General features: G+C 45.4%; 19 protein-coding genes and 20 tRNA genes. 33 read left to right on the forward strand and 6 right to left on the reverse strand.

What is annotated here, in order from left to right; all coding sequences use genetic code 11:
• Position 1: 1 nt before the first annotated feature.
• The 25 genes from NZD81_RS00005 (at position 2) to glgP (ending at position 9,968) form a co-directional block, all read left to right on the forward strand.
• Positions 2–77: transfer RNA gene (locus NZD81_RS00005), tRNA-Thr, on the forward strand.
• Between the two features lie 37 nt (positions 78–114).
• A tRNA-Lys gene (locus NZD81_RS00010) sits at positions 115–190 on the forward strand.
• A 10-nt stretch (positions 191–200) separates the two neighbouring features.
• Positions 201–287: transfer RNA gene (locus NZD81_RS00015), tRNA-Leu, on the forward strand.
• A 5-nt stretch (positions 288–292) separates the two neighbouring features.
• Positions 293–367, forward strand: a tRNA-Gly gene (locus NZD81_RS00020).
• 14 nt (positions 368–381) lie between these two features.
• Positions 382–467, forward strand: a tRNA-Leu gene (locus tag NZD81_RS00025).
• A 9-nt stretch (positions 468–476) separates the two neighbouring features.
• Positions 477–553 (forward strand) — tRNA-Arg (locus NZD81_RS00030).
• A 15-nt stretch (positions 554–568) separates the two neighbouring features.
• Positions 569–645 (forward strand) — tRNA-Pro (locus NZD81_RS00035).
• Positions 646–650: 5 nt separating this feature from the next.
• Positions 651–723, forward strand: a tRNA-Ala gene (locus tag NZD81_RS00040).
• A gap of 21 nt (positions 724–744) precedes the next feature.
• A tRNA-Met gene (locus tag NZD81_RS00045) sits at positions 745–821 on the forward strand.
• Between the two features lie 2 nt (positions 822–823).
• A tRNA-Ile gene (locus tag NZD81_RS00050) sits at positions 824–900 on the forward strand.
• A gap of 6 nt (positions 901–906) precedes the next feature.
• Positions 907–999 (forward strand) — tRNA-Ser (locus NZD81_RS00055).
• Between the two features lie 17 nt (positions 1,000–1,016).
• Positions 1,017–1,093, forward strand: a tRNA-Met gene (locus NZD81_RS00060).
• A gap of 11 nt (positions 1,094–1,104) precedes the next feature.
• Positions 1,105–1,181 (forward strand) — tRNA-Asp (locus NZD81_RS00065).
• A gap of 12 nt (positions 1,182–1,193) precedes the next feature.
• A tRNA-Phe gene (locus tag NZD81_RS00070) sits at positions 1,194–1,269 on the forward strand.
• 20 nt (positions 1,270–1,289) lie between these two features.
• Positions 1,290–1,365: transfer RNA gene (locus NZD81_RS00075), tRNA-His, on the forward strand.
• A 10-nt stretch (positions 1,366–1,375) separates the two neighbouring features.
• Positions 1,376–1,449 (forward strand) — tRNA-Gly (locus NZD81_RS00080).
• 15 nt (positions 1,450–1,464) lie between these two features.
• Positions 1,465–1,541, forward strand: a tRNA-Ile gene (locus NZD81_RS00085).
• Positions 1,542–1,553: 12 nt separating this feature from the next.
• Positions 1,554–1,628 (forward strand) — tRNA-Asn (locus NZD81_RS00090).
• 3 nt (positions 1,629–1,631) lie between these two features.
• A tRNA-Ser gene (locus NZD81_RS00095) sits at positions 1,632–1,722 on the forward strand.
• A gap of 30 nt (positions 1,723–1,752) precedes the next feature.
• Positions 1,753–1,824: transfer RNA gene (locus tag NZD81_RS00100), tRNA-Glu, on the forward strand.
• A 232-nt stretch (positions 1,825–2,056) separates the two neighbouring features.
• Entirely contained in the window at positions 2,057–3,940 is a 1,884-nt protein-coding gene (gene glgB / locus NZD81_RS00105) for a 1,4-alpha-glucan branching enzyme (protein ID WP_282373221.1), read from the forward strand.
• Positions 3,937–5,079, forward strand: a complete 1,143-nt coding sequence (locus tag NZD81_RS00110; protein ID WP_147772413.1) for a glucose-1-phosphate adenylyltransferase — start codon at positions 3,937–3,939, stop codon at positions 5,077–5,079. Before glgB ends, NZD81_RS00110 begins: the two co-directional genes overlap by 4 nt.
• Before the next feature lie 23 nt (positions 5,080–5,102).
• The gene (gene glgD / locus NZD81_RS00115) at positions 5,103–6,134 is read left to right on the forward strand and encodes a glucose-1-phosphate adenylyltransferase subunit GlgD (protein WP_080478266.1); all 1,032 of its coding nucleotides are present in this window, start codon (positions 5,103–5,105) and stop codon (positions 6,132–6,134) included.
• Complete coding sequence (gene glgA, locus NZD81_RS00120; protein ID WP_282373217.1) at positions 6,131–7,585, forward strand: glycogen synthase GlgA; 1,455 nt, start codon at positions 6,131–6,133, stop codon at positions 7,583–7,585. Before glgD ends, glgA begins: the two co-directional genes overlap by 4 nt.
• Entirely contained in the window at positions 7,572–9,968 is a 2,397-nt protein-coding gene (gene glgP / locus NZD81_RS00125) for a glycogen phosphorylase GlgP (RefSeq protein WP_136654392.1), read from the forward strand. The genes glgA and glgP overlap by 14 nt, the downstream gene beginning before the upstream one ends.
• 30 nt (positions 9,969–9,998) lie before the next feature.
• On the opposite strand, the gene NZD81_RS00130 is transcribed toward glgP, so the two are convergent.
• Positions 9,999–10,466, reverse strand: a complete 468-nt coding sequence (locus NZD81_RS00130; protein ID WP_136654391.1) for a TspO/MBR family protein — start codon at positions 10,464–10,466, stop codon at positions 9,999–10,001.
• Between the two features lie 92 nt (positions 10,467–10,558).
• The gene (gene cotI, locus NZD81_RS00135) at positions 10,559–11,632 is read right to left on the reverse strand and encodes a spore coat kinase CotI (protein WP_136654390.1); all 1,074 of its coding nucleotides are present in this window, start codon (positions 11,630–11,632) and stop codon (positions 10,559–10,561) included.
• A 189-nt stretch (positions 11,633–11,821) separates the two neighbouring features.
• Between cotI and cotSA the strand changes: the two genes are divergently transcribed.
• Genes cotSA through NZD81_RS00150 form a run of 3 tightly spaced genes read left to right on the forward strand, consistent with a single transcriptional unit; the run spans position 11,822 to position 14,461 of the window.
• Positions 11,822–12,955, forward strand: a complete 1,134-nt coding sequence (gene cotSA / locus NZD81_RS00140) for a spore coat protein CotSA (RefSeq protein WP_136654389.1) — start codon at positions 11,822–11,824, stop codon at positions 12,953–12,955.
• Positions 12,956–12,969: 14 nt separating this feature from the next.
• The gene (gene cotS / locus NZD81_RS00145; protein ID WP_014665115.1) at positions 12,970–14,025 is read left to right on the forward strand and encodes a spore coat putative kinase CotS; all 1,056 of its coding nucleotides are present in this window, start codon (positions 12,970–12,972) and stop codon (positions 14,023–14,025) included.
• A 1-nt stretch (position 14,026) separates the two neighbouring features.
• On the forward strand, positions 14,027–14,461 hold the full coding sequence (locus NZD81_RS00150; RefSeq protein WP_136654388.1) for a hypothetical protein: 435 nt from the start codon (positions 14,027–14,029) through the stop codon (positions 14,459–14,461).
• Between the two features lie 71 nt (positions 14,462–14,532).
• On the opposite strand, the gene NZD81_RS00155 is transcribed toward NZD81_RS00150, so the two are convergent.
• The 3 genes from NZD81_RS00155 to NZD81_RS00165 are packed head-to-tail and all read right to left on the reverse strand — an operon-like array spanning position 14,533 to position 17,992.
• Entirely contained in the window at positions 14,533–15,756 is a 1,224-nt protein-coding gene (locus NZD81_RS00155; RefSeq protein ID WP_103030896.1) for a glycosyltransferase family 4 protein, read from the reverse strand.
• Positions 15,757–15,758: 2 nt separating this feature from the next.
• A complete protein-coding gene (locus tag NZD81_RS00160) occupies positions 15,759–16,709 on the reverse strand; it encodes an NAD-dependent epimerase/dehydratase family protein (RefSeq protein WP_282373212.1) in 951 nt (316 codons plus the stop codon).
• Positions 16,706–17,992, reverse strand: a complete 1,287-nt coding sequence (locus NZD81_RS00165; RefSeq protein WP_172640568.1) for a UDP-glucose dehydrogenase family protein — start codon at positions 17,990–17,992, stop codon at positions 16,706–16,708. Before NZD81_RS00165 ends, NZD81_RS00160 begins: the two co-directional genes overlap by 4 nt.
• Positions 17,993–18,163: 171 nt before the next feature.
• On the opposite strand from NZD81_RS00165, the gene NZD81_RS00170 reads away from it, so the two are divergent.
• Entirely contained in the window at positions 18,164–18,982 is an 819-nt protein-coding gene (locus tag NZD81_RS00170; protein ID WP_282373209.1) for a UTP--glucose-1-phosphate uridylyltransferase, read from the forward strand.
• A gap of 8 nt (positions 18,983–18,990) precedes the next feature.
• Here NZD81_RS00170 and NZD81_RS00175 read toward each other — a convergent pair whose 3' ends face one another.
• Positions 18,991–19,710 carry a yteA family sporulation protein gene (locus NZD81_RS00175; protein ID WP_282373207.1) on the reverse strand — a complete coding sequence of 240 codons (720 nt, stop codon included), beginning with the start codon at positions 19,708–19,710 and terminating at the stop codon, positions 18,991–18,993.
• A 289-nt stretch (positions 19,711–19,999) separates the two neighbouring features.
• On the opposite strand from NZD81_RS00175, the gene NZD81_RS00180 reads away from it, so the two are divergent.
• Genes NZD81_RS00180 through menB form a run of 4 tightly spaced genes read left to right on the forward strand, consistent with a single transcriptional unit; the run spans position 20,000 to position 24,816 of the window.
• Positions 20,000–21,415, forward strand: coding sequence for an isochorismate synthase (locus NZD81_RS00180; RefSeq protein ID WP_282373205.1), 1,416 nt, complete (start codon positions 20,000–20,002; stop codon positions 21,413–21,415).
• The gene (gene menD / locus NZD81_RS00185; RefSeq protein ID WP_282373203.1) at positions 21,412–23,154 is read left to right on the forward strand and encodes a 2-succinyl-5-enolpyruvyl-6-hydroxy-3-cyclohexene-1-carboxylic-acid synthase; all 1,743 of its coding nucleotides are present in this window, start codon (positions 21,412–21,414) and stop codon (positions 23,152–23,154) included. The genes NZD81_RS00180 and menD overlap by 4 nt, the downstream gene beginning before the upstream one ends.
• The gene (menH, locus tag NZD81_RS00190; protein WP_282373201.1) at positions 23,142–23,966 is read left to right on the forward strand and encodes a 2-succinyl-6-hydroxy-2,4-cyclohexadiene-1-carboxylate synthase; all 825 of its coding nucleotides are present in this window, start codon (positions 23,142–23,144) and stop codon (positions 23,964–23,966) included. The genes menD and menH overlap by 13 nt, the downstream gene beginning before the upstream one ends.
• A 34-nt stretch (positions 23,967–24,000) precedes the next feature.
• On the forward strand, positions 24,001–24,816 hold the full coding sequence (menB, locus tag NZD81_RS00195; protein WP_003229054.1) for a 1,4-dihydroxy-2-naphthoyl-CoA synthase: 816 nt from the start codon (positions 24,001–24,003) through the stop codon (positions 24,814–24,816).
• The last annotated feature ends 85 nt before the right edge of the window (positions 24,817–24,901 follow it).

Here is a 24,901-nt window from a genome sequence, read left to right on the forward strand (position 1 = left end):
TGCCGGTGTAGCTCAATTGGTAGAGCAACTGACTTGTAATCAGTAGGTTGGGGGTTCAAGTCCTCTTGCCGGCACCACTTTTATATGATATAATACTTAAGTCTCTTGTAAGAAGAGCCATTAGCTCAGTTGGTAGAGCATCTGACTTTTAATCAGAGGGTCGAAGGTTCGAGTCCTTCATGGCTCACCATTTACATGTTGCGGATGTGGCGGAATTGGCAGACGCGCTAGAATCAGGCTCTAGTGTCTTTACAGACGTGGGGGTTCAAGTCCCTTCATCCGCACCATTTCTGCGGAAGTAGTTCAGTGGTAGAACACCACCTTGCCAAGGTGGGGGTCGCGGGTTCGAATCCCGTCTTCCGCTCCAACTATACCATCCACGCCGGGGTGGTGGAATTGGCAGACACACAGGACTTAAAATCCTGCGGTAGGTGACTACCGTGCCGGTTCAAGTCCGGCCCTCGGCATTAAGTTTTGCGCCCGTAGCTCAATTGGATAGAGCGTTTGACTACGGATCAAAAGGTTAGGGGTTCGACTCCTCTCGGGCGCGCCATGATCTATACGAAATCGGGAAGTAGCTCAGCTTGGTAGAGCACATGGTTTGGGACCATGGGGTCGCAGGTTCGAATCCTGTCTTCCCGACCATTCCTGGGGCCTTAGCTCAGCTGGGAGAGCGCCTGCTTTGCACGCAGGAGGTCAGCGGTTCGATCCCGCTAGGCTCCACTTGGTTTCTAAAAAATATTTGGCGGTGTAGCTCAGCTGGCTAGAGCGTACGGTTCATACCCGTGAGGTCGGGGGTTCGATCCCCTCCGCCGCTACCAATGGACCTTTAGCTCAGTTGGTTAGAGCAGACGGCTCATAACCGTCCGGTCGTAGGTTCGAGTCCTACAAGGTCCACCACTATACGGAGGAATACCCAAGTCTGGCTGAAGGGATCGGTCTTGAAAACCGACAGGGGTGTCAAAGCCCGCGGGGGTTCGAATCCCTCTTCCTCCGCCATACATATTCCCAATCATCGCGGGGTGGAGCAGTTCGGTAGCTCGTCGGGCTCATAACCCGAAGGTCGCAGGTTCAAATCCTGCCCCCGCAACCAAACTTTAAAATGGTCCGGTAGTTCAGTTGGTTAGAATGCCTGCCTGTCACGCAGGAGGTCGCGGGTTCGAGTCCCGTCCGGACCGCCATTTAAATACTTAGGCTCGGTAGCTCAGTTGGTAGAGCAACGGACTGAAAATCCGTGTGTCGGCGGTTCGATTCCGTCCCGAGCCACCATTTTATCAATATATATTTTGGCGGTTGTGGCGAAGTGGTTAACGCACCAGATTGTGGCTCTGGCATTCGTGGGTTCGATTCCCATCAATCGCCCCAAATAAAAATTGCGGGTGTAGTTTAGTGGTAAAACCTCAGCCTTCCAAGCTGATGTCGTGGGTTCGATTCCCATCACCCGCTCCATTTCTATATCGTCATGGGCCTGTAGCTCAGCTGGTTAGAGCGCACGCCTGATAAGCGTGAGGTCGATGGTTCGAGTCCATTCAGGCCCACCATGACTTTTATATTCCACAGTAGCTCAGTGGTAGAGCTATCGGCTGTTAACCGATCGGTCGCAGGTTCGAATCCTGCCTGTGGAGCCATATGGAGAAGTACTCAAGTGGCTGAAGAGGCGCCCCTGCTAAGGGTGTAGGTCGTGTAAGCGGCGCGAGGGTTCAAATCCCTCCTTCTCCGCCATATGATTACAGATATAAATTTATAATTGTCGGCCCGTTGGTCAAGCGGTTAAGACACCGCCCTTTCACGGCGGTAACACGGGTTCGAATCCCGTACGGGTCATCCAGAAGCCTTGCATATCCTGCAAGGCTTTTTTATTTTTATCAATCATGGATATGTCATAAGCTTCGTTCTTTATTTTAAAACAGGCAACAAAAATCTCCATATATTTTGTTTTTCTTCAGAAAATGAAGTTAATTGTCTATAAGTATAAGCGCTTTCAGGAAAGGGCTTTTTTTTATTTCTTCGAATAAATACTATAAATGAAAACTATGATGTCAGAAAGGATGATTACATGGCCGTTGCCAGCCCTACAGCACATGATGTTTATCTTTTTCACGAAGGCAGTCTGTTTAAAAGCTATCAGCTGTTTGGCTCGCATTTTCGTGAGCTGAATGGCACAAGCGGATATGAATTCTGTGTGTGGGCGCCTCATGCGTCGGAAGTACGAGTGGCTGGGGATTTTAACAGCTGGTCGGGAGAACAGCATGTGATGCACAGAGTGAATGATAATGGTATTTGGACGTTATTTATTCCGGGTTTAGGAGAGAAGGAACGATATAAATATGAAATCGTGACAAATTGCGGTGAGATCAGGCTGAAGGCAGATCCATACGCCATTTATTCAGAAGTCAGACCAAACACAGCGTCACTTACTTACGATTTGGAAAGGTACAGCTGGCAAGATCAAAGATGGCAAAAGAAACAGAAGACTAAGACGCTGTATGAGAAACCTGTTTTCATTTATGAACTGCATCTCGGGTCTTGGAAGAAGCATTCTGATGGCAGGCATTACTCGTATAAAGAATTAAGTCAGACGCTCATTCCGTATATCAAAGAGCATGGGTTTACCCATATTGAACTGCTTCCGGTGTATGAGCATCCATACGATCGTTCCTGGGGGTACCAAGGAACGGGGTATTACAGCCCAACAAGCAGGTTTGGCACACCGCACGATCTGATGAGGTTTGTTGATGAATGTCATCAACAAAATATCGGAGTCATTTTAGATTGGGTTCCTGGACATTTTTGTAAAGATGCACATGGCCTTTATATGTTTGATGGAGAACCGCTTTATGAATACAAAGAAGAACGTGATCGGGAGAACTGGTTATGGGGTACGGCAAATTTTGACCTGGGAAAACCAGAAGTTCATAGTTTTTTAATTTCGAATGCGTTGTACTGGGCGGAATTCTATCATATAGATGGATTTAGGGTTGATGCAGTGGCTAATATCTTGTATTGGCCAAATCAGGATGAACGCCACACGAATCCATATGCTGTTGAATTTTTAAAAAAACTCAATCAAACCATGAGAGAGGCATATCCACAGGTGATGATGATCGCGGAAGATTCTACAGAATGGCCTCAAGTGACAGGTGCCGTTGAGGAAGGGGGGCTTGGTTTTCATTATAAATGGAATATGGGATGGATGAATGACGTACTGAAATACATGGAGACGCCGCCTGAAGAAAGGCGGCATTGTCATCAGCTTATCTCTTTTTCATTACTGTATGCGTTTAGTGAACATTTTGTGTTGCCGTTTTCTCATGATGAAGTCGTATACGGAAAAAAATCACTTCTTAATAAAATGCCTGGCGACTACTGGCAGAAATTTGCCCAGTATCGGCTTTTGCTGGGCTATATGACAGTGCATCCCGGAAAGAAATTGATCTTTATGGGATCAGAGTTTGCCCAATTTGATGAATGGAAAGATACAGAACAGCTTGATTGGTTTTTGGACTCCTTCCCCATGCATCAGAAAGCCAGCGTTTTTACGCAAGATCTTCTCCGCTTTTACCAAAAAAGCAAAATCCTTTATGAACATGACCATCGTGCACAATCGTTTGAATGGATTGATGTCCATAATGACGAACAATCAATCTTTTCTTTTATTCGCTATGGCAAAAAGCACGGTGAGGCGCTTGTCATCATTTGTAATTTTAGACCCGCGGTCTATCATCAATATGCTGTTGGAGTTCCTTTTTTTACCCAATACATCGAAGTGCTGAACAGTGACAGTGAAACATATGGAGGCTCAGGACAAATCAATAAAAAGCCGATATCGGCCAAAAAGGGAGCTCTTCATCATAAACCGTGTTATATCACGATGACCATCCCCCCTTACGGCATCTCGATTTTACGGGCGGTTAGAAAAAGAGGAGAGATAAAAAGATGAAAAAACAATGTGTAGCCATGCTCCTTGCCGGCGGAAAGGGCAGCCGTCTAAGCGGTTTAACAAAAAATATGGCCAAACCGGCTGTATCTTTTGGGGGAAAATACAGGATTATTGATTTTACCCTAAGCAACTGTTCTAATTCAGGCATAGACACAGTCGGGATTTTAACGCAATATCAGCCGCTTGAGCTGAATTCCTATATTGGAATCGGCAGTGCATGGGATCTTGATAGATATAATGGCGGAGTGACGGTTTTACCTCCTTATGCTGAGTCATCAGAAGTCAAATGGTATAAAGGGACGGCAAGCGCCATTTATGAAAATCTCAATTATTTGAATCAATATGATCCTGAGTATGTACTGATTTTATCAGGGGATCACATATACAAAATGGACTACGGCAAAATGCTTGACTTTCACATTGAAAAGAAAGCGGATGTGACCATCTCTGTCATCGAAGTGGGCTGGGAGGAAGCAAGCCGGTTCGGGATTATGAAGGCCAATCCAGATGGGACGATCACACAATTTGATGAAAAGCCCAAGTTCCCTAAGAGCAATCTTGCCTCAATGGGAATTTATATCTTCAATTGGCCGCTTTTGAAACAGTATCTTGAGATGGACGATCAGAACCCTTATTCTAGCCACGACTTCGGCAAGGACATTATTCCTCTGCTTTTGAAGGAGAAAAAGAAGCTTTCCGCTTATCCGTTCAAAGGATATTGGAAGGATGTCGGAACAGTGCAGAGCTTGTGGGAAGCCAATATGGATTTGTTAAAAGAGGACTCGGAGCTGAAGCTGTTTGAACGCAAATGGAAAATTTACTCCGTCAATCCCAATCAGCCCCCGCAATTTATTTCATCTGATGCGCAGGTTCAAGATTCGCTTGTGAACGAAGGCTGTGTTGTGTATGGAAATGTGTCTCACTCCGTTCTTTTTCAAGGTGTGACTGTCGGTAAGCATGCGACTGTCAAATCATCCGTCATCATGCCGGATGTGACGATTGGGGAGCATGTAGTGATTGAAAATGCCATCGTTCCTAAGGGGACGGTGCTCCCGGATGGTGCAGTGATTCGCTCCGAAAAAGACATTGAAGAGGTGCTGCTCGTTTCAGAGGAATTTGTAGAAAAAGAATTGATTTAATTACTGAACAGGGGGCAGAATCAGTGTTCAATAATCAAATGTTAGGTGTTATAGATGAAACCACATATAAGCATTCTCTTCAGGATTTAACAGCACAGCGGTCGCTTGGGGCGATTCCTTTTGCCGGCAGATACCGTCTGATTGATTTTATGCTTTCCAACATGGTGAATGCGGATATTAGGAGTGTTGCCATTTTTCCGAAGTATCGTTACCGTTCGCTCATGGATCACCTTGGGGCAGGTAAGGAATGGGATTTGCATCGGAAAAAGGACGGTCTCTTTTTTTTCCCGTCTCCCCATCTTCATCACGAATACGATGAATTCGGTTCCTTTCGCCAGTTTTCGGACCATCTAGATTACTTCCACAGAAGCACGCAGCAATATGCTGTTATCTCCAACAGCCATACCGTATGCAACATTCAATTTCAATATGTGCTGAAACGCCATCAGGAGGTTGGCTGCGATGTCACCGAGGTATTTCAGGACGGCCAGTCGCTGCAAATCTATATCATGTCTACAACACTTTTAAAGGAGCTGATCTACGGACATAGCGAAAAAGGCTATAAAACCATTCAGGAGGCTGTTGAAAAGGAAGCTTCCGCCTTGACCATTTGCCCTTATGAATATTCAGGTTATGCCGCTGTTATTGATTCAGTGGAAAAATATTATACCCACAGCATGGAACTCATTCAGCCTCGTTTTTGGCAGCAGGTGTTTTTGCCGCAGCAGCCGATCTACACAAAAGTGAAGGATGAACCGCCGACGAAATACGGAAAACACAGCACTGTCAAAAATTCTTTGGTGGCAAACGGCTGTGTACTTGAAGGAGAGGTTGAAAACTGCATTTTGTTCAGGGCGGTCCATGTTGGAAAGGGTACGAAGCTGAAAAACTGCATTATTATGCAAAAAACGCAGATTGGCGAGGATTGTCTTCTTGAGCAGGTCATTTCTGATAAGGACGTTAAAATCGGCAAGGCGACGGAAGCTGCTGGAACAGCTGAGCAGCCGCTTGTATTAAGAAAAGGTTTGGTGCAAGGAGAGCTGATGAATTCTTGAAGATATTATTTGCTGTGTCTGAATGCACCCCATTTGTTAAATCCGGAGGTCTTGCCGATGTAGCAGGTGCTCTTCCGAAGGCGCTTGCGCGATTAGACAATGAGGTATATGTGATGCTGCCGAAGTACAGCCAAATACCTGAGCCGTGGAAAAAGCGTATGAAAAAAAAGGCTGAGTGTACCGTAGCTGTCGGCTGGCGGCAGCAATATTGCGGAATTGAACATATGGCAGAGGATGATGTGAATTATTATTTCATCGAAAATGAGTACTATTTCAACCGGGATTCGTTGTATGGGCATTATGATGACGGTGAGCGGTTTGCCTTTTTTTCAAGAGCTGTGCTGGAGGCTGCCAAAGTTGTGAATGTTCCAGCCGATATTGTTCATACTCACGACTGGCATACAGCGATGGTCAATTATTTGCTGAAAGAGGAATACAGAAAACATCCTTTTTATGAACGCATGAAAAGCGTGCTCACGATTCACAACTTACAGTTTCAAGGCATATTCCCTCCCGATGTCACACATGACTTGCTGGGTCTTGAGATGGATCATTTTCACTATGAAAGGTTAGAATGCAACGGATTTGTTAATTTTATGAAGGCGGGCATCATTGCGGCTGATCATGTGACGACTGTGAGCCCTACTTACAGAAATGAAATCTTGACGCCGTATTATGGTGAGCAGCTGGAACAGGTTTTGCAATATAGGAAAAATGATGTAACGGGCATATTAAATGGCATTGATGATACGTTCTATCAGCCGAAAAGCGATCCTTATATAGAGGCGCAATACGACTCGGAACATCTTGCATGCAAGATGGAAAACAAAACGAAGCTTCAGCGGCGAATGGGGCTTCCAGAGAAAAACGATATTCCGCTGATCAGTATGGTGACAAGGCTCACTAAACAAAAGGGGCTTGATCTTGTCCGCAGAATTATGCACGAGCTTCTTGAGGAGCAAGACATACAGCTGGTTGTGCTGGGGACAGGAGAACGTGAATTTGAAGATTATTTCCGGTATGCAGAATTTGCTTTTCATGAGAAGTGCCGAGCTTATATTGGGTTTGATGAGCCGCTTGCCCACCAAATTTATGCGGGATCTGATATGTTTTTGATGCCGTCGAAATTTGAGCCGTGCGGCTTGGGGCAGCTCATTGCTCTTCAATATGGCGCCATTCCCATTGTTAGAGAAACGGGCGGACTTTACGACACTGTCCGTTCATATCAGGAGGAAGAGGGGACGGGCAATGGTTTTACATTTTCCGCCTTCAATGCGCATGACCTGAAATTTACGATTGAAAGGGCGCTGTCGTTTTATCGCCAACAGGATGTATGGCAGAGCATCATGAAGACCGCAATGAATGCAGATTACAGCTGGGGGAAGTCGGCTAAAGAGTATCAGCGCATTTTCGAGCATGTGACAAGGAGTGGACGGGATGTTCTCGAGTAAAGAACGCTTTGCAGATTTATTTTTAAAGCGCCTGGAAATGACGTGCGGAAAAAGCTTTAAAGATTCTGCCAAGCTGGATCAATATAAAACGTTGGGCAATATGGTCAGAGAGTATATCAGTGCAGATTGGATCAAGACGAATGAAAAAAGCAGATCCAATTCCGGGAAGCAGACATATTATTTATCAATCGAATTTCTGCTCGGTCAGCTCCTTGAACAAAACTTAATGAATCTCGGTGTTCGTGATGTTGTAGAAGCTGGTTTAAAGGATATCGGCATCAATTTAGAGGAGATCCTTCAGATAGAGAACGATGCTGGTCTCGGCAACGGCGGGCTTGGCCGGTTGGCCGCTTGCTTTTTAGATTCTCTTGCTTCGTTGAACTTGCCGGGGCACGGGATGGGCATCCGTTACAAGCATGGCTTGTTTGAGCAAAAAATTGTAGACGGGCATCAGGTGGAGCTGCCTGAGCAATGGCTGAAAAACGGGAATGTATGGGAAGTAAGGAATGCGGATCAGGCAGTTGACGTTCCATTTTGGGGCGAGGTGCATATGACAGAAAAAAGCGGGCGTCTGCATTTTCGCCACGAACAAGCGACAATTGTAACCGCTGTTCCTTATGATATTCCGGTCATCGGCTATGAAACGGGCACTGTCAATACGTTAAGGCTTTGGAACGCCGAGCCCTATGCGCATTATCATGGCGGTAATATTTTATCTTATAAGCGGGAAACAGAAGCGGTTTCTGAATTTTTATATCCCGATGACACCCATGACGAGGGGAAAATTTTACGTCTGAAGCAGCAGTATTTTTTGGTATGCGCAAGCTTAAAAAGCATTGTAAACAATTACCGAAAAACACATAAATCTTTATCCGGCCTGCATAAAAAAGTGAGCATTCATATTAATGACACTCACCCTGCGCTTGCGGTGCCTGAGCTGATGCGGATTTTGCTTGATGAAGAGGACATGAGCTGGGAAGAAGCTTGGCATATCACTGTACATACGATCTCTTATACGAATCATACAACATTGTCAGAAGCGCTTGAGAAATGGCCGATTCATTTGTTTAGGCCGCTGCTCCCGCGCATGTATATGATTATTGAAGAGATCAATGAAAGGTTTTGCCGCGCAGTTTGGGAAAAGTATCCGGGAGACTGGAAAAGGATAGAGAACATGGCGATTACAGCGCATGGTGTTGTCAAAATGGCTCATCTGGCCATAGTAGGCAGTTACAGTGTAAATGGTGTTGCAAAAATTCATTCCGATATATTAAAGGAAAGGGAGATGCGCGACTTTCACTTGCTGTTCCCAAATCGTTTTAATAATAAGACAAATGGAATTGCCCACAGGCGATGGCTGTTAAAAGCGAATCCAGGCTTGTCTGCCATCATTACAGAGGCGATCGGCGATGAATGGGTGAAACAGCCGGAAGCACTGATCCGTTTAGAACAGTACGCCTCTGATCCTGCATTTATTGAACAGTTTCAAAACAACAAAAGCAAGAAAAAACAAGAGCTTGCCGATTTGATTTTTTGTACGGCAGGGGTGGTTGTGAACCCTGACAGCATATTCGACGTACAGGTGAAACGGCTTCATGCATATAAACGGCAGTTGTTGAATGTTCTTCACATTATGTATTTGTATAACCGCCTCAAGGAGGACGCTGGGTTTTCAATCTACCCGCAAACCTTTATTTTCGGGGCAAAGGCTTCACCAAGCTACTATTATGCCAAGAAAATCATTAAGCTGATCCATTCTGTCGCAGATAAAGTCAATTATGATCCGGCGGTCAAACAGCTGATCAAAGTTGTTTTTTTAGAAAATTATAGAGTTTCTATGGCTGAGCGAATTTTTCCGGCATCAGATGTAAGTGAGCAAATTTCAACCGCAAGCAAGGAAGCGTCTGGTACAGGAAATATGAAGTTTATGATGAACGGCGCTTTGACGATCGGCACGCATGATGGCGCTAATATCGAAATCCTTGAGCGGGTGGGCCCTGATTGTATTTACACGTTCGGCTTAAAAGCGGATGATGTTCTATCGTATCAGGAAAACGGCGGTTATAGATCGAGGGAATATTATCAGCATGACCGGAGAATCAGGCAGGTAGTCGATCAGCTGATCAATGGTTTTTTTGAAGGAGAAGCAGATGAGTTTGAATCGATCTATGACTCGCTGCTTCCGCATAATGATGAGTATTTTGTACTGAAGGATTTCAGCTCATATGCAGATGCGCAAGAGCGAATTCAAGCTGATTATCGAGAACGAAGGAAATGGTCTGAGCGTTCGATTGTAAACATTGCTCATTCTGGATATTTCTCCAGCGACCGCACGATCCGGGAATATGCGAAGGACATTTGGGGCATCAAGCCGATGATATGAAAAAGCCGCTTATACAGCGGCTTTTTTTGTTCACAGATTCATTGAATCGATGGCAAAGGATAAGAACGTCGCAAATGCACTCCATAAAAAATAAGGCAAAAGAAGATAGCTTGCGGCTCTGCTGTATTTTTTCGCAATGATCAGTAATACGATTGCTGTAATGGCGACAAGCAGGCAGTCAATCGATGCAGCCAGCAGATTTTTTTGCGTAAACTGGAAATAGCTGAATGCCTGATTGAGCACGTAATTTATTAAAAACGCAAACCAAAAGCTTTTTGCACCTTTAAAAGAAAACGCAGCATATATAATGGCAGCTGAAAGGGAGATCAGGGCAAACAGAATGGCCCAAATGATGCCGATTGCAGAACCGCTTGGCGTCCAGTCGGGTTTTTTTAATGAATTGTACCATTCTTGGTCAACAGGAAACAGGTATCCTGCGGCTGAAAACAGCGCGTATGAAATCACAAAAACTGCTATGGCGCCGATCATCTTTTTCATGTTTGCAACCTCCGTATGTATTTATTTTACATTTATACTTACCCTTTAGCTTATAAAGATCAAACCCCCGATATGCGGGGGAAATGATGGATTTAAATCAGCTGCTGCAATGCGTTTGATTTAATGCGTTCATATTCAAAAGCTGATTCTAATTCTTCCTTCGGTAAAGCAGACTTGCGGACGTATTTTTCGCGAATGACATCGTAAAGCTCATAAGGAAACAGCATATCTATAAACATGACTTGTTTTTGTTCTTCAGTTAATGGGGCTCTGGATTCGTATGCGTTCAGCATGACATGAAATGTCTCGTCATCCCAAACGCCCGTCGTATCCAAAAGCGGAATAATCATTTTGCGCAAATCGCGAATAGGCAGATCAAATGATACGGTATCTAAGTCGATGACCCAAATCTGTTCATTTTCTCCTAAGAGTGTATTTCCGGTTCCGTAATCCTGGTGGCAAAGGTTAGGGCTTTTTTTCAGCTGTTCAGTCCATGGAACATAGGCCGATTGCAAAAGCTGGTCTTTGATGCGCAGGCCGTCTTCAATGAAGCGGTCTATCTCCTGAAGATAAAGCTGTGAGAAAGGGTCTTCTTTTTCCGCTCTCGCCATCAGCTTCCACGTTTCCATCTGTTTGCACCGTTTCGTGTAGTGATTCGGCCAGCGCCCTAATTTGGTAAATACGGGAACGCCATTCGGCGGCTGATAACCGACGGACGCTGTATGGAAATCAGCAAGGCCTTTCATGATAAACTCCAAGTCCTGCTTTACAGTCAGCTCAAACGGTCTTCCTTCGATCCAATCATATACGACAAATAGAAAGGAGCCGTGCTTGGAATATAGGCTGCCTTTTTTGTTTGGGAGTATGCCAGGAACATTCATGCCTTTTTTTGCTAAATAATCCTGCGCAAAAATGGAAAATAACGCTTTCTTTTCTGGTCTGTGTATTCGTTTCAGACAAACCGCGCCGGAGCCTGTGTGGACCTTCCAGACCAGCGCCATCTGATTTCCCTGAATGACGTCTATTTTTTCAGCATGCAAATCCCATCCTTGAAGCACATTTTCAGCCAGCTCCGTTAATTTTTTTTCATCTTCTGCTGATAAAGGAAGCTCTGATGAATTCCCCTCCTCAATGACTTCGTGGTTTTCTGCCATTAAAGGACACATCCTTACCTGTTTTACTCCTACCTTATGAATCAAAAGGAAAAAATGATTGAGATATTTGACTATATTTAATAGAAGAATATGGTTGTTTACCCGTTTTGTTTTTGGGGCAGTCCCAATCCGCACAAGTTGGTTGATCAGCCGTATCATGATTCTAACTAGTTAAAAATCATGCAGGAATGGAGGCTATGTATGAAAATAGCACTGATCGCCACAGAGAAGCTTCCTGTCCCATCGGTTCGAGGAGGCGCCATTCAAATCTACCTCGAAGCGGTTGCCCCTTTAATTGCCAAAAAACATGAGGTGACTGTGTTTTCTATTAAAGATCCTAATCTCGCTGATAGAGAGACGGCAGACGGTGTCCATTATGTGCATTTGGATGAAGACCGTTATGAAGAAGCTGTTGGAGAAGAGCTGAGAAGGAGCCGCTTTGACCTTGTGCATGTTTGTAATCGCCCAAGCTGGGTTCCAAAATTGAAGAAACAGGCGCCGGACGCTGTTTTTATATTAAGCGTTCACAATGAAATGTTTGCTTACGATAAAATCAGCCAGGCAGAAGGAGAGATTTGCATCGATTCCGTAGCGCAGATTGTTACGGTCAGCGATTATATCGGACAGACGATCACAAGCCGTTTTCCGTCAGCCCGATCAAAAACAAAAACAGTTTATTCCGGTGTGGATTTAAAAGCGTACCATCCCCGCTGGACGAATGAAGGACAGCGGGCTCGCGAAGAGATGCGAAGCGAGCTGGGGCTTCACGGCAAAAAAATCGTCCTATTTGTCGGCCGTCTTAGCAAAGTCAAAGGCCCGCACATTTTATTGCAGGCTTTGCCGGACATCATTGAGGAGCATCCCGATGTCATGATGGTGTTTATCGGGTCCAAATGGTTCGGAGATAATGAATTAAATAACTATGTCAAACATCTTCATACCCTTGGCGCGATGCAAAAGGATCATGTCACATTTATTCAATTTGTGAAGCCAAAGGACATTCCGCGCCTTTATACCATGTCAGATGTATTTGTGTGCTCTTCGCAATGGCAGGAACCTTTAGCAAGGGTGCATTATGAAGCGATGGCTGCGGGACTGCCTATCATTACAAGCAATCGGGGAGGCAATCCAGAGGTCATAGAGGAAGGGAAAAACGGCTACATCATTCATGACTTTGAAAATCCTAAACAATATGCCGAACATATCAATGATTTGCTGAGCAGCTCGGAAAAGCGGGAACGGCTTGGGAAATACAGCCGCCGTGAGGCAGAAAGCAATTTCGGCTGGCAGAGGGTGGCTGAAAATCTGCTCAGCGTCTATGAAAAGAACAGATAGAAGGGGTGAACAGAGTGTACCAAAAAGAGCATGAAGAACAGATTGTGTCTGAAATTCTCAGCTATTATCCTTTTCATATTGACAATGTGGCGCTGAAATCGAACAAAAGCGGGCGCAAAATCTGGGAAGTTCAAACTGATCATGGCCCAAAGCTGCTAAAAGAAGCGCAAATGAAGCCGGAGCGGATGCTTTTTATTACTCAGGCACATGCCCATTTACAAGAGAAAGGGCTGCCGATAGCGCCGATTCATCAAACAAAAAATGGCGGTAGCTGCTTGGGCACGGATCAGGTTTCTTACAGCTTATATGACAAAGTGACAGGAAAAGAAATGATTTACTATGATGCAGAGCAAATGAAAAAAGTCATGTCGTTTGCAGGCCATTTTCATCATGCGTCAAAAGGATATGTTTGCACAGATGAAAGCAAGAAGAGAAGCAGGCTGGGAAAATGGCATAAATTGTACCGATGGAAGCTGCAGGAACTTGAAGGGAATATGCAGATCGCAGCATCTTATCCTGATGACGTATTTTCGCAAACTTTCTTAAAACATGCTGATAAAATGCTGGCAAGAGGAAAAGAAGCACTTCAAGCGCTTGATGACTCAGAATACGAAACATGGACAAAAGAAACGCTCGAGCATGGCGGATTCTGTTTTCAGGATTTTACATTGGCACGTTTGACTGAGATCGACGGGGAGCCCTTTTTAAAGGAGCTTCACTCGATTACCTACGATTTGCCTTCAAGAGACCTTCGTATTCTGCTGAATAAAGTGATGGTTAAGCTTTCTGTGTGGGATACTGATTTCATGGTTGCGCTGCTTGCGGCCTATGACAAAGTGTATCCGCTCACAGAAAAACAGTACGAGGTACTTTGGATTGATCTCGCGTTTCCGCATTTGTTCTGTGCAATCGGCCATAAATATTATTTAAAGCAAAAGAAAACGTGGTCAGATGAGAAGTATAACTGGGCGCTGCAAAATATGATTTCCGTTGAAGAATCTAAAGATTCGTTTTTGGATAAACTGCCGGAACTGTATAAAAAGATAAAAGCGTATCGGGAGGCGAATTGACATGAGGTCATCGAGACAAAAAGCCTCTATTTCTAAATTGGATCTCGACCAATTCATATTTACACCGCCTGGGTCAATGGGATGGCAGGCTCATGACTCAATCTCAGCTGAGAAGGAGGAAGAGGAGAAGCATTTAGCTGTGGGCAGCATCCGAGAGCTTCCTCACATCAATGCACCGAAAGAATATCAAGAAGAAACGAAGGAAAAGGAAACTGAACACAATATCATCAATGATGAAGAAGAAACGAAATTTGAAACTGCTCGAGAGCCTGAGGAGGAGCGTGAGTCGAAACGCTCAATGCCGCTCTTTGAGGAAGAAGAGCATGATGATGAAGAACCAGAATTAGTGGAGGAAGCTAGAGTGGAAATCATCATTCTTCCAAGTGATTCTAAACCAGCTCCATGGTTTTCTTCAGCTGTAAAGCGAAAGGCATAAAGTCACTTTTATGCCTTTTTTTGAGCTCTCTGCAACAAAAAACAGCCCGTTTTGCAACGCGAGCTGTAGGTTTATGATTTTGCTTTCACAAAAAGCTGATTGATTGATGATAAATCAAGGTTTTGCGTCAGAAAAGGCGGCGGGAATTGTTTGTTTTTCGGGGTCAAAACGGATTGGTAAACTGCATTGAGCCGTTTGGCAGCATGTGTAAAGGTAAATAAAGCTTCTACATGCTTACGGCCGTTTTTTGTCATTTTGTTCATTAATTCTTGATCTGTAAAGGCTCTGTCAATTGCTTTTGCAAATGAAGAAGGTTTGTTGTAGCTGTCAATGACAAGGCCGGTGACTTCGTGTTTTACGACCTCTCCGTTTCCGCCCCGGTTTGTGGTAATTAAGGGCGTGCCGGCTGCCATTGCTTCATAATTCACACGGGCGAGCGGTTCATTCCACTGAGAGCTGCACACAAATACATCTGCCATCAGAAAAAGGTTTGGTATGTCGTCTGCGGGAATGAATTTTGTAAAGATCACGTGGTCTCTGTACGGCAGCGCCAGCTTGCGAAGATAGGTGACATATTGATTTTCGCTGTCATCGCTGAACCACTTCCCGCCCGCTATGACAAGTACAGCATCAGGATGCTGCTGCAAAATCCGTCTCATGCTGTGGATGAGAAGGTGAGGCCCTTTTGTCGGGCTTAAGCGGCCGGCGAATAAAATAACTTTTTTATCCTCAATGTCGTATTTTTTTCGGTATGTTTCTCTGACAGCCGCGCCTTTCGTCGTCCAGACGGGCGGATAAGCGTGTAAATCAACGCCCGAGTACACGACTTTTGTGATGTCCTCGGCTTCAGGGAAACGTTCGATGACGGTTTGTTTAATAAATTCGCTGACAGTTGTAATCATGGAGACATTGTCGAGTACTTCTTTTCCTTGCGCGAAGGTCATCTTTTTTTCAGAAAACATTTCGTTATGCAGGCTCAGAATGATCTTGCTGTTTGGTGAAGCCTTTTTATATAAAGAGACATTTAAAGGCCTGTTAAACACATGAATGAGGTCGAAGGAAGAGGCTCGCAGCTCTTCGGCTACCGCCTCTCGGTAATGCTCTTTTGGCAGATGGATATAATGTACGCCGTTTTTCGTTTCTCTTTTTGGAAGCGATGGATCTTCTATTGAAAAAATAGTCAGGTCGTAGCGGCTGCTGAAATAGGGCGTGACACCGTCAATCATCATTTGAATAGCGCCGCCGCGTACCGCGGGCGCCGGCAGCTTTTCTGTACAGATAAAGGCAAGCTTCATTTTCATTCCCCCTGATACAGCGACGATAAATAGGCAATTTCGTTAGTCAAGCCATCCTTTAAGGATGTGGCAGGATCATAATGCAAGAGCTGCTTTGCTTTTGAAATATCCGCCCACGTGTTGCTCGGTTCCCCTGCTATTTTGTCCGAAAAGTGCAGTATTGCTTTTTTACCGGAAATCTCTTCAATGAGGGAGACAACCTTTAAGACTGAGGCACGTTCAGCGCCGCCGATATTTACCGTTTCACCAATAAGGTGGGGTTTCCCAAGAACAGCGGTGATGCCTTTGACACAGTCGCCGATGTAAGTAAAATCTCTTGACTGCTGCCCGTCACCGAAGATCGTGAGCGGCTTTTGCTGAAGGTGCTGCTTGATGAGCCGGTGAAAAGCCATGTCTGGCCGCTGTCTTGGTCCGTAAACGGTAAAAAAACGGAGAATCACAATTGGAATGCCAAAGCTTTGTTGATACACATGGCAAAGCTTTTCGCCGGTAAGCTTTGTTACCCCGTATGGAGATAAAGGAGAAAGCGACGCGTTCTCGCTGACTTTTCCTTGTTTTTCGCCATAGACGGAAGAGGTGGATGCAAAGATGAACGTTTGAATAGGATGTTCCCGGGATGCCTCAAGGAGTCTTTGGAGCGCTTGGATATTATGTGCGGCATATGGGTGAAAATGATTGCCCCAGCTTGAGCGGACACCCGGAATGGCCGCCAAATGAAAGATGACGTCCACTCCTTCCAGTAAGGGAGAAAGATCAGCTGTCAGCAGATTTTCCTTTATAAACGTAAATCGTTTTTCTTGCAGCAGGGTTATAAGGTTTTTTAATTTTAAGGAAAATGGAGTAGGACCGATAAAGTCATCGATTCCGATAATGTGATGTTTCTTATCCTTCAGTAATTCTTCGCAGAGGTGGGAGCCGATAAATCCCGCTGCTCCTGTGACGAGTATTCTCATGGGCGCCCAACCCCCGTACAGATCAGGCCGCAAGCCTCGATCGGTTCTTTTTTCAGTACGTTGCGTCCGTCAATCACAAGACGCCCTTTCATGATGCCTGCAGCCTTTTTCCAATCAAACGCTAAAAACTCAGGCCATTCTGTCGCCAAAAATAAAAAGTCACTCTCTTCTATCGCATCAAAAGCTTGAGAATGCTGAGTTGCATGTTGCCGCAAATGTTCTGGAAGGACAGCTTCAGGGTCATATGCATGAACATCACATCCCAGCTCTGCCAGCCCTTCAATCAGTCTGACGGCCTGAGAATTTCTGGTGTCATCGGTATGGGGTTTGAAGGAAATGCCGAGTACAGCTGCTTTCTTGCCTTGAAGTGTATCGAAGAATGACTGTATTTTTTTGATATACAGGCCGAGCTGAGTGTCGTTAATGTGCTGCACGGCTTGAAGCAGGAAGGTCTCCGTGTTTTTTTCCTTGGCAGCAAATTGCAGCGCCTGCAGATCCTTTGGAAAACAAGAGCCGCCGTATCCGATGCCAGCCTGCAAAAAGTGCCTCCCGATTCTCGGATCTAGTCCGATAGCGCGGGAAATATCCGAGATATCTGAATGATAGGCTTCACATAAGCGGGCCATTTCGTTAATGAACGAGATTTTGGCTGCTAAAAAGAAGTTGTTGGCATATTTGATCAGCTCTGCTCCTGTTAAGCTTGTAATGATATAAGGGGTGTCAATGTGTTTGTAAATAGATTTGACGATTGCTGCCGATACGTGATCGCCTTCCTGAATACCGATGACCGTTTTGTCAGGATGCAGCATGTCATATAAGGCGTTGCCTTCCCGCAGAAACTCGGGATTGGATACGATGTTAAACAAACTTTCAGACACACCGGAGGCAACCAGCTGTTTTGCTATGTTTTCATTTGTCCCGGGCGGAACAGTGCTTTTCGTAATAATGGTTTTATACGATCGAATCGCCTCGCTCAAATCGCTGATGACGGACTGCAGGGCTTTCGTATCAGCTGACCCGTCCGAACGCGGTGGGGTTCCGACTGCGATAAAGATGACGGGACATTTCTCCATGCTCGATTTCACTTCAGAAGAAAACGAGAGATTGCCGTAATGGTTTATTGCATCAGAAAGCCCAGGCTCGTAAAAGGGAATGTCTCCATTTTTCAGCTGCTCGATTTTTTTGACGTCTTTGTCTGTGCATATCATGTCATGCCCGATGGATGCCAGTGCCGCTGATAAAGTTAAACCGACATATCCGGCGCCAACCACACAAATTTTCATCACCTGAGCTCCTTTTCAAGATTACTGGTCATATATCAATATCCTATTAAAAAAGGGCTGGTTCGTGATTCCGCTTTTTGCCCAGTTGCGTCCGCCTAATTTCAGATGGACAAACATCGGGATGCGCTCTTGGAATATCATGTAATAAACATAAGCTGAGGGGAAAATACCATGATAAAAAAAGCGATCATTCCTGCCGGAGGATTCGGCACGAGAAATCTGCCGGTGACGAAGGTGATTCCGAAAGAAATGTTTCCGGTGGGGTCTAAGCCTGTAATTCATTATATTGTTGAAGAACTAAAAGAGTCAGGCATTGAGGACATTTTGATGGTTGTATCGAGCCATAAAAACCTGATTGTCGACTACTTCGATTCCTCTTTGGCACTCGAAGCTTTTCTGGCCTCCCGGGATAAACTGCATTTACTCAGTGAGCATCCAATTCCAGATATACGGATTCACTACGTGCGCCAGCCTTATGCAAAGGGTTTGGGTGATGCCATTTCTTACGGAAGGCCATTTGCAGGTGGAGAGCCTTTTACCGTCGTTTTGCCCGATGATCTGATTTTTTCCGCCAATCAGCCGGCTTTGGGGCAGCTGATTGAAGCGTATACGAAATATCAGTCCAGTGTGATCGGCTTAAAAGAAACAAAAACGGAGGATTTATATCATTACGGGGTGATAAAGGGGGAGCCTGTTGAAAAAGGGATTTATCGCATCCAGGATATTGTGGAAAAGCCTAAACAAAACCCGCCATCTCATTTTGCTGCAGCAGGACGTTATATTTTTACACCGGAAATCTTTGATAAGCTGGACGAATTAGAAGCTGATAACGGAGGAGAAGTGCAGGTAACGGATGCGATTAAAGCTTCACTCGGGGCATGCAATGTTTACGGGAAATTGCTAGAGGGCGAGCGGTATGACATCGGCCTGCAAAAGGATTATTTGAGGCTGATTTCCGATATGCTGAAAACGGAAAAGAACCCCCGATAATCGGGGGTTCAATCAGCGTGGAGATCGCCGAATGTTGTCATGATTCCCTCTTCATCAAGCTCTTCCTCATAACGCTCATGGGCCCTGCTTTGATAAACTGTAATTTCTTTGCCGGTGATATCAGTAGCAATGAAATTTTCGTAAGACTCCGTATTGCCGATATTCTCTTCGGCGTTCATCGTCATATCATCGTAGCTGAGCGGCGGATTTTCCATATCCTGCGGCGTTTGCGAGTTACCGTATTTTTCGACATCCTGATAGGAATCTTCACTGTCATATGGCGCTCTGATTTCTTCATCATCGTCAAATTCAAATTGCCCGAAAGGTGTTTCTTCTTCGATCGGACGGTCTTTGGACACCACGTCCTGTGACGAATACTTCGCGAGTGTTGTGGCAGTCGGAAGCGCTTCAAGTCTTTCGTAAGGGATTTCCTTTCCGCTGACTTCACAAATACCGTACGTACCGTTTTCTATCGCTTTTAATGAATGCTCAATGTCCCGAAGGTGCTCTCGCTCATGTAAATCGAGAGCGATGTCTTTTTCACGCTCGTAAAGTTCGGTTGCATGGTCTCCGGGGTGGTTATCATAAGCTGAAAGTTCCCCCATTGAATCATACGGAAAGGCTGAATTGAGCTGAAAATGGTCATTGTCTTTGAAACGGTTTAAGATATCTTTTTTCGTTTGCTCCAGTTCATTTTTTAAATGCTGCAGCTGGTCTTTTGTAAGCAATGTGATCGCCTCGTTTCTCTTTGATGCATACCTTTAGTATGAACAGATCGCCGGAGAACTTTCATAAATGCCGGATGGAGGAATATAGGGGATTTTCCTTTTATGGTAAGCGGATACAAGCTTTGCTACCAGTGGAGAAAGAAATTTAAGCTTTGTTTCTTTTTCATTTCTGAAATTAGGTTTATAATAGGTAAGGCAGGCCATTTGGACTGCACGATCTGTGTTTGACACAAAGAAGACACAGGTGTATGGTATTAAAAGCATTTTAAGGATTATGGAGGAATGTCTCATGGTGACAACGGTGCAGCGTACGTTCCGAAAGGAAGTTCTACATGCATTACATAAAGCCAAAGAAGTCAACCATGCTGTCTTAATAAGCTATTCGAGACAAATCGAGTCTCTTGACCCTCTATCATTTTTCAATTACAGAGCAAAAAAATATACAGGCAATCGATTTTTTTGGTCAGATCCTGAAAGTGAATTGACAATAGTCGGTCTTGGCAAAGAAGCGGTTTTCCAGACAAATCAAAAAAACAGCGAGCGGTATCGTGAGGTTTTTGAACAATGGGAGCGCTTTAAAAAGACGGCTTTTCATATTTATGAAGAAGAAATGCTGCAGCATTCTGCAGTGGGACCAGTGTTATTCGGAGGATTTTCTTTTGACCCTTGCGAAGAAAGAGGTACACAATGGGACCATTTCTCGGAAGGGGATTTCTTTGTGCCTTCGCTTATGCTGACAATGACTGCTGAAGGCCCGTTCTTAACAGTCAACAGATGGGTAAAAGGACAAGAAGATGCAGAGGCTGTTTTGGAAGGCTTACAAGCTTTTGCAGCGGAATTTATGATTCCCGGTTTCAAGCAAGAAGATCAAGCTGTGATTGCAGAAGTTCAAGAGCTGGATAAGGATGATTGGCTGAAAGCAATTAAAACGGCAACAAGCCAAATTAAAGAGAAACAATATGATAAAGTGGTTCTTGCCCGAGAGCTGCTGCTCACGTTTGACGGTCCAATCCAAATTGAACCGGTGCTTAAAACGCTTCTGAACGATCAGCAGACAAGTTATGTTTTTGCAATTGAACAGGGAGGCAAAACCTTTGTCGGCGCATCTCCAGAGAGACTGATCAAAAGGGACGGCAGCACTGTCATGTCTACTTGTCTGGCAGGCTCCATTAAACGAGGCGTGAATGAAGAAGAAGACCGCCGGATCGGGCTTGAATTATTAAACGATGAAAAAAACCTGCATGAGCATGATATTGTCGTAGGCATGATTCATAACGCTTTTGAATCAGCCTGTTCAGAGGTTGAAAAGCCTGATGGGCCTGTATTGTACAAAACAAAAAGCGTTCAGCACCTATTTACGCCGATTGTCGGACAGCTGCGTGACTCTGCTTCGATTTTTGACTTAATTGAGAAGCTGCATCCCACTCCGGCGCTTGGGGGAGCACCTAAGGAAAAAGCTGTGGAAGTGATCCGACAGATTGAACCGATGAATCGCGGCTGGTATGCAGCCCCTATCGGCTGGATTGACAGCCAGGATAACGGGGAATTCGCAGTAGCCATTCGTTCCGGACTGATCGAAGGCAGAACAGCAAGGCTGTTTGCCGGGTGCGGTATTGTGGAAGACTCGGAACCAATCTCGGAATATGAAGAAACGCAGATTAAATTGAAGCCGATGATCTCTGCATTAGGAGGTGAGAGGCGTTGACTGTCAACCCGATTACTCATTACATCGGAAGTTTTATTGATGAATTCGCCCTTTCCGGAATTACGGACGCCGTCGTTTGTCCCGGCTCAAGATCCACGCCGCTGGCTATTCTTGCTGCCGCACACCCCGATATTAGCGTCCATGTCCAAATTGATGAAAGATCGGCCGGGTTTTTTGCACTAGGATTGGCAAAAGCGAAGCAGCGTCCCGTACTATTGATCTGCACATCAGGAACAGCCGCGGCCAATTTTTATCCGGCTGTGGTTGAAGCCCATTATTCAAGGGTGCCAATTATTGTGTTAACTGCTGATCGGCCTCATGAGCTGCGCGAAGTAGGCGCACCGCAGGCTATTAATCAGCACTTCTTATTCGGTAACTTTGTTAAGTTTTTCACAGACTCTGCTCTTCCGGAAGAGTCTCCGCAAATGCTGAGATACATCCGAACGCTGGCAAGCCGCGCTGCCGGTGAAGCACAAAAACGACCAATGGGGCCTGTCCATGTGAATGTGCCGCTGCGCGAACCGCTGATGCCGGACCTTTCGGATGAGCCGTTTGCAAGAATGAGAACAGGCCGTCATGTGTCTGTAAAAACGGGTACGCAGTCTGTTGACCGCGAATCCCTGTCTGATGTGGCTGAAATGCTCACAGAGGCTGAAAAAGGAATGATCGTCTGCGGAGAGCTCCATAGTGAAGCGGATAAGGAAAACATTATTGCGCTGTCAAAAGCGCTTCAGTATCCGATATTAGCGGATCCGCTGTCTAATCTGCGGAATGGTGTTCACGATAAAAGCACTGTCATTGATGCGTATGATTCATTTTTAAAAGATGATGAGCTGAAGCTGAAACTTCGTCCTGATGTTGTCATCCGGTTTGGGCCGATGCCTGTTTCAAAACCGGTTTTCTTATGGCTCAAGGATGATCCGGCGATTCAGCAAATCGTGATTGACGAGGATGGAGGGTGGAGAGACCCGACACAGGCAAGCGCGCATATGATCCATTGTAATGCGTCTGTTTTTGCTGAGGAGATCATGGCAGGCCTTACTGCTGCCACCAGATCATCAGAGTGGCTTGAGAAGTGGCAGTATGTCAATGAGCGGTTCCGTGCGCATCTGCAAACCATCAGCAGTGAAGATGTTTCGTTTGAAGGCAATCTCTATCGAATCCTTCAGCATCTTGTGCCTGAAAACAGCTCGCTGTTTGTCGGCAACAGCATGCCGATCAGGGATGTTGATACGTTTTTTGAAAAGCAGGAACGCCCTTTCCGGATTTATTCAAACCGGGGCGCAAATGGAATAGACGGTGTCGTCTCCTCTGCGATGGGGGTATGTGAAGGAACAAAAGCGCCTGTTACCCTTGTGATTGGAGATTTATCTTTTTATCATGATTTAAACGGCCTGCTCGCGGCCAAAAAACTGGGCATTCCTCTTACTGTGATTCTTGTCAATAATGACGGCGGAGGGATTTTCTCCTTTTTGCCGCAGGCTTCTGAGAAGACACACTTTGAAGATTTGTTCGGCACACCGACTGGGCTCGATTTCAAGCATGCGGCTGCACTTTACGGCGGAACGTATTCATGCCCGGCTTCATGGGATGAATTCAAAACAGCTTACGCGCCGCAGGCAGACAAGCCCGGACTCCATTTGATCGAAATCAAAACAGATCGCCAATCGAGAGTCCAGCTTCATCGCGATATGCTGAACGAGGCTGTGCGGGAAGTGAAAAAGCAATGGGATCTGTAAACATAACGGTGTCAGATGGTGTCCGATATGCTGTGACAGACGTCGGGCCGGATGCTTCCGAAGCCGTCGTCTGTCTGCACGGGTTTACTGGCAGCAAACAATCATGGACTTTTCTTGATGAGATGCTGCCTGATTCCCGCTTGATCAAAATTGATTGTTTAGGGCATGGTGAAACCGATGCCCCGCTGAATGGGAAAAGATACAGCATAAGCCGGCAAGTTTCTGACCTTGCCGAGATTTTTAATCAATTAAAACTTCACAAAGTGAAATTGATTGGGTATTCTATGGGAGGAAGGCTTGCTTACTCTTTTGCGATGACATATCCAAAGCGGGTATCGGCACTTGTGCTTGAAAGCACAACGCCGGGGCTCAAAACGCTTGGAGAACGGCGGGAGCGGATCATGCGGGACCGGAAGCTTGCTGATTTTATTTTGCGTGACGGGATCAAAGCGTTTGTTGAGTATTGGGAGAATATCCCTTTGTTTTCATCCCAGCAGCGGCTGGCTGAAGATATTCGGCACAGGATACGATCGGGCCGTCTGCGGAACAATAAGATTGGGCTGGCGAACAGTTTAACCGGCATGGGCACCGGTTCACAGCCTTCCTTGTGGAGCCGTGTAGAAGAAATAGCCGTTCCTGTGCTCCTTATCTGCGGCGAGTGGGACGAAAAATTTTGCGCCATCAATCAAGAGGTGCATAAGATGCTTCCTTCTAGTAGAATAGAGATTGTTCCAAAGGCAGGACATACGGTCCATGTGGAACAGCCGCGATTGTTTGGTAAAATAGTGAGTGAGTTTTTGACAAGCATCTGACTCATTCACATAGAGAATAAAAGGAGGTCATCATATGGCTGAATGGAAAACAAAACGGACATACGATGAGATATTGTATGAAACGTATAATGGCATTGCAAAAATAACAATCAACCGACCTGAGGTACATAATGCGTTTACCCCTAAAACGGTTGCTGAAATGATTGATGCGTTTGCTGACGCAAGAGACGACCAAAATGTTGGGGTTATCGTGCTTGCCGGCGCAGGGGACAAAGCATTTTGTTCTGGCGGAGACCAAAAAGTGCGCGGCCACGGTGGATATGTAGGAGACGACCAGATCCCGCGTCTTAACGTATTGGATCTTCAGCGTTTAATCCGTGTCATTCCGAAACCGGTTGTTGCGATGGTGTCTGGATATGCGATCGGCGGAGGCCATGTGCTTCACATCGTATGTGACTTGACAATTGCTGCAGACAACGCAATTTTCGGACAAACAGGCCCTAAAGTGGGAAGCTTCGATGCAGGTTACGGTTCTGGCTATCTGGCTCGAATTGTTGGGCACAAAAAAGCACGTGAAATATGGTACCTATGCCGTCAGTACAACGCACAGGAAGCACTGGACATGGGTCTTGTCAACACAGTCGTTCCTTTGGAACAGCTTGAAGAAGAAACGATTAAATGGTGTGAAGAAATGCTTGAAAAAAGCCCGACCGCACTGCGCTTTCTTAAAGCTGCGTTTAACGCGGACACAGACGGACTTGCTGGAATTCAGCAGTTTGCAGGGGATGCTACCCTTCTTTACTACACAACAGATGAAGCAAAAGAAGGCCGTGATTCCTTTAAGGAAAAACGCAAACCTGATTTCGGACAGTTCCCTCGTTTCCCGTGATCAGCAATACTTAGTCAACCAACAGCTTGAGACTTTGCGGTCCAAGCTGTTTTCTTTTCAATACAGACATTTTACCTCGGAGATG

Source organism: Bacillus sp. B.PNR1, from assembly GCF_030386235.1.
Taxonomy (GTDB): domain Bacteria; phylum Bacillota; class Bacilli; order Bacillales; family Bacillaceae; genus Bacillus; species Bacillus stercoris.

Coding starts and splice junctions, on each gene's coding strand:
- NZD81_RS00170 (WP_282373209.1), top strand. CDS start 18,164: ATGATAAAAAAAGCGATCATTCCTGCCGGAGGATTCGGCACGAGAAAT.
- NZD81_RS00165 (WP_172640568.1), bottom strand. CDS start 17,992: ATGAAAATTTGTGTGGTTGGCGCCGGATATGTCGGTTTAACTTTATCA.
- glgP (WP_136654392.1), top strand. CDS start 7,572: ATGTTCTCGAGTAAAGAACGCTTTGCAGATTTATTTTTAAAGCGCCTG.
- NZD81_RS00150 (WP_136654388.1), top strand. CDS start 14,027: ATGAGGTCATCGAGACAAAAAGCCTCTATTTCTAAATTGGATCTCGAC.
- NZD81_RS00180 (WP_282373205.1), top strand. CDS start 20,000: ATGGTGACAACGGTGCAGCGTACGTTCCGAAAGGAAGTTCTACATGCA.
- cotSA (WP_136654389.1), top strand. CDS start 11,822: ATGAAAATAGCACTGATCGCCACAGAGAAGCTTCCTGTCCCATCGGTT.
- cotI (WP_136654390.1), bottom strand. CDS start 11,632: ATGTGTCCTTTAATGGCAGAAAACCACGAAGTCATTGAGGAGGGGAAT.
- glgB (WP_282373221.1), top strand. CDS start 2,057: ATGGCCGTTGCCAGCCCTACAGCACATGATGTTTATCTTTTTCACGAA.
- NZD81_RS00160 (WP_282373212.1), bottom strand. CDS start 16,709: ATGAGAATACTCGTCACAGGAGCAGCGGGATTTATCGGCTCCCACCTC.
- menH (WP_282373201.1), top strand. CDS start 23,142: ATGGGATCTGTAAACATAACGGTGTCAGATGGTGTCCGATATGCTGTG.
- menB (WP_003229054.1), top strand. CDS start 24,001: ATGGCTGAATGGAAAACAAAACGGACATACGATGAGATATTGTATGAA.
- NZD81_RS00130 (WP_136654391.1), bottom strand. CDS start 10,466: ATGAAAAAGATGATCGGCGCCATAGCAGTTTTTGTGATTTCATACGCG.
- NZD81_RS00110 (WP_147772413.1), top strand. CDS start 3,937: ATGAAAAAACAATGTGTAGCCATGCTCCTTGCCGGCGGAAAGGGCAGC.
- NZD81_RS00155 (WP_103030896.1), bottom strand. CDS start 15,756: ATGAAGCTTGCCTTTATCTGTACAGAAAAGCTGCCGGCGCCCGCGGTA.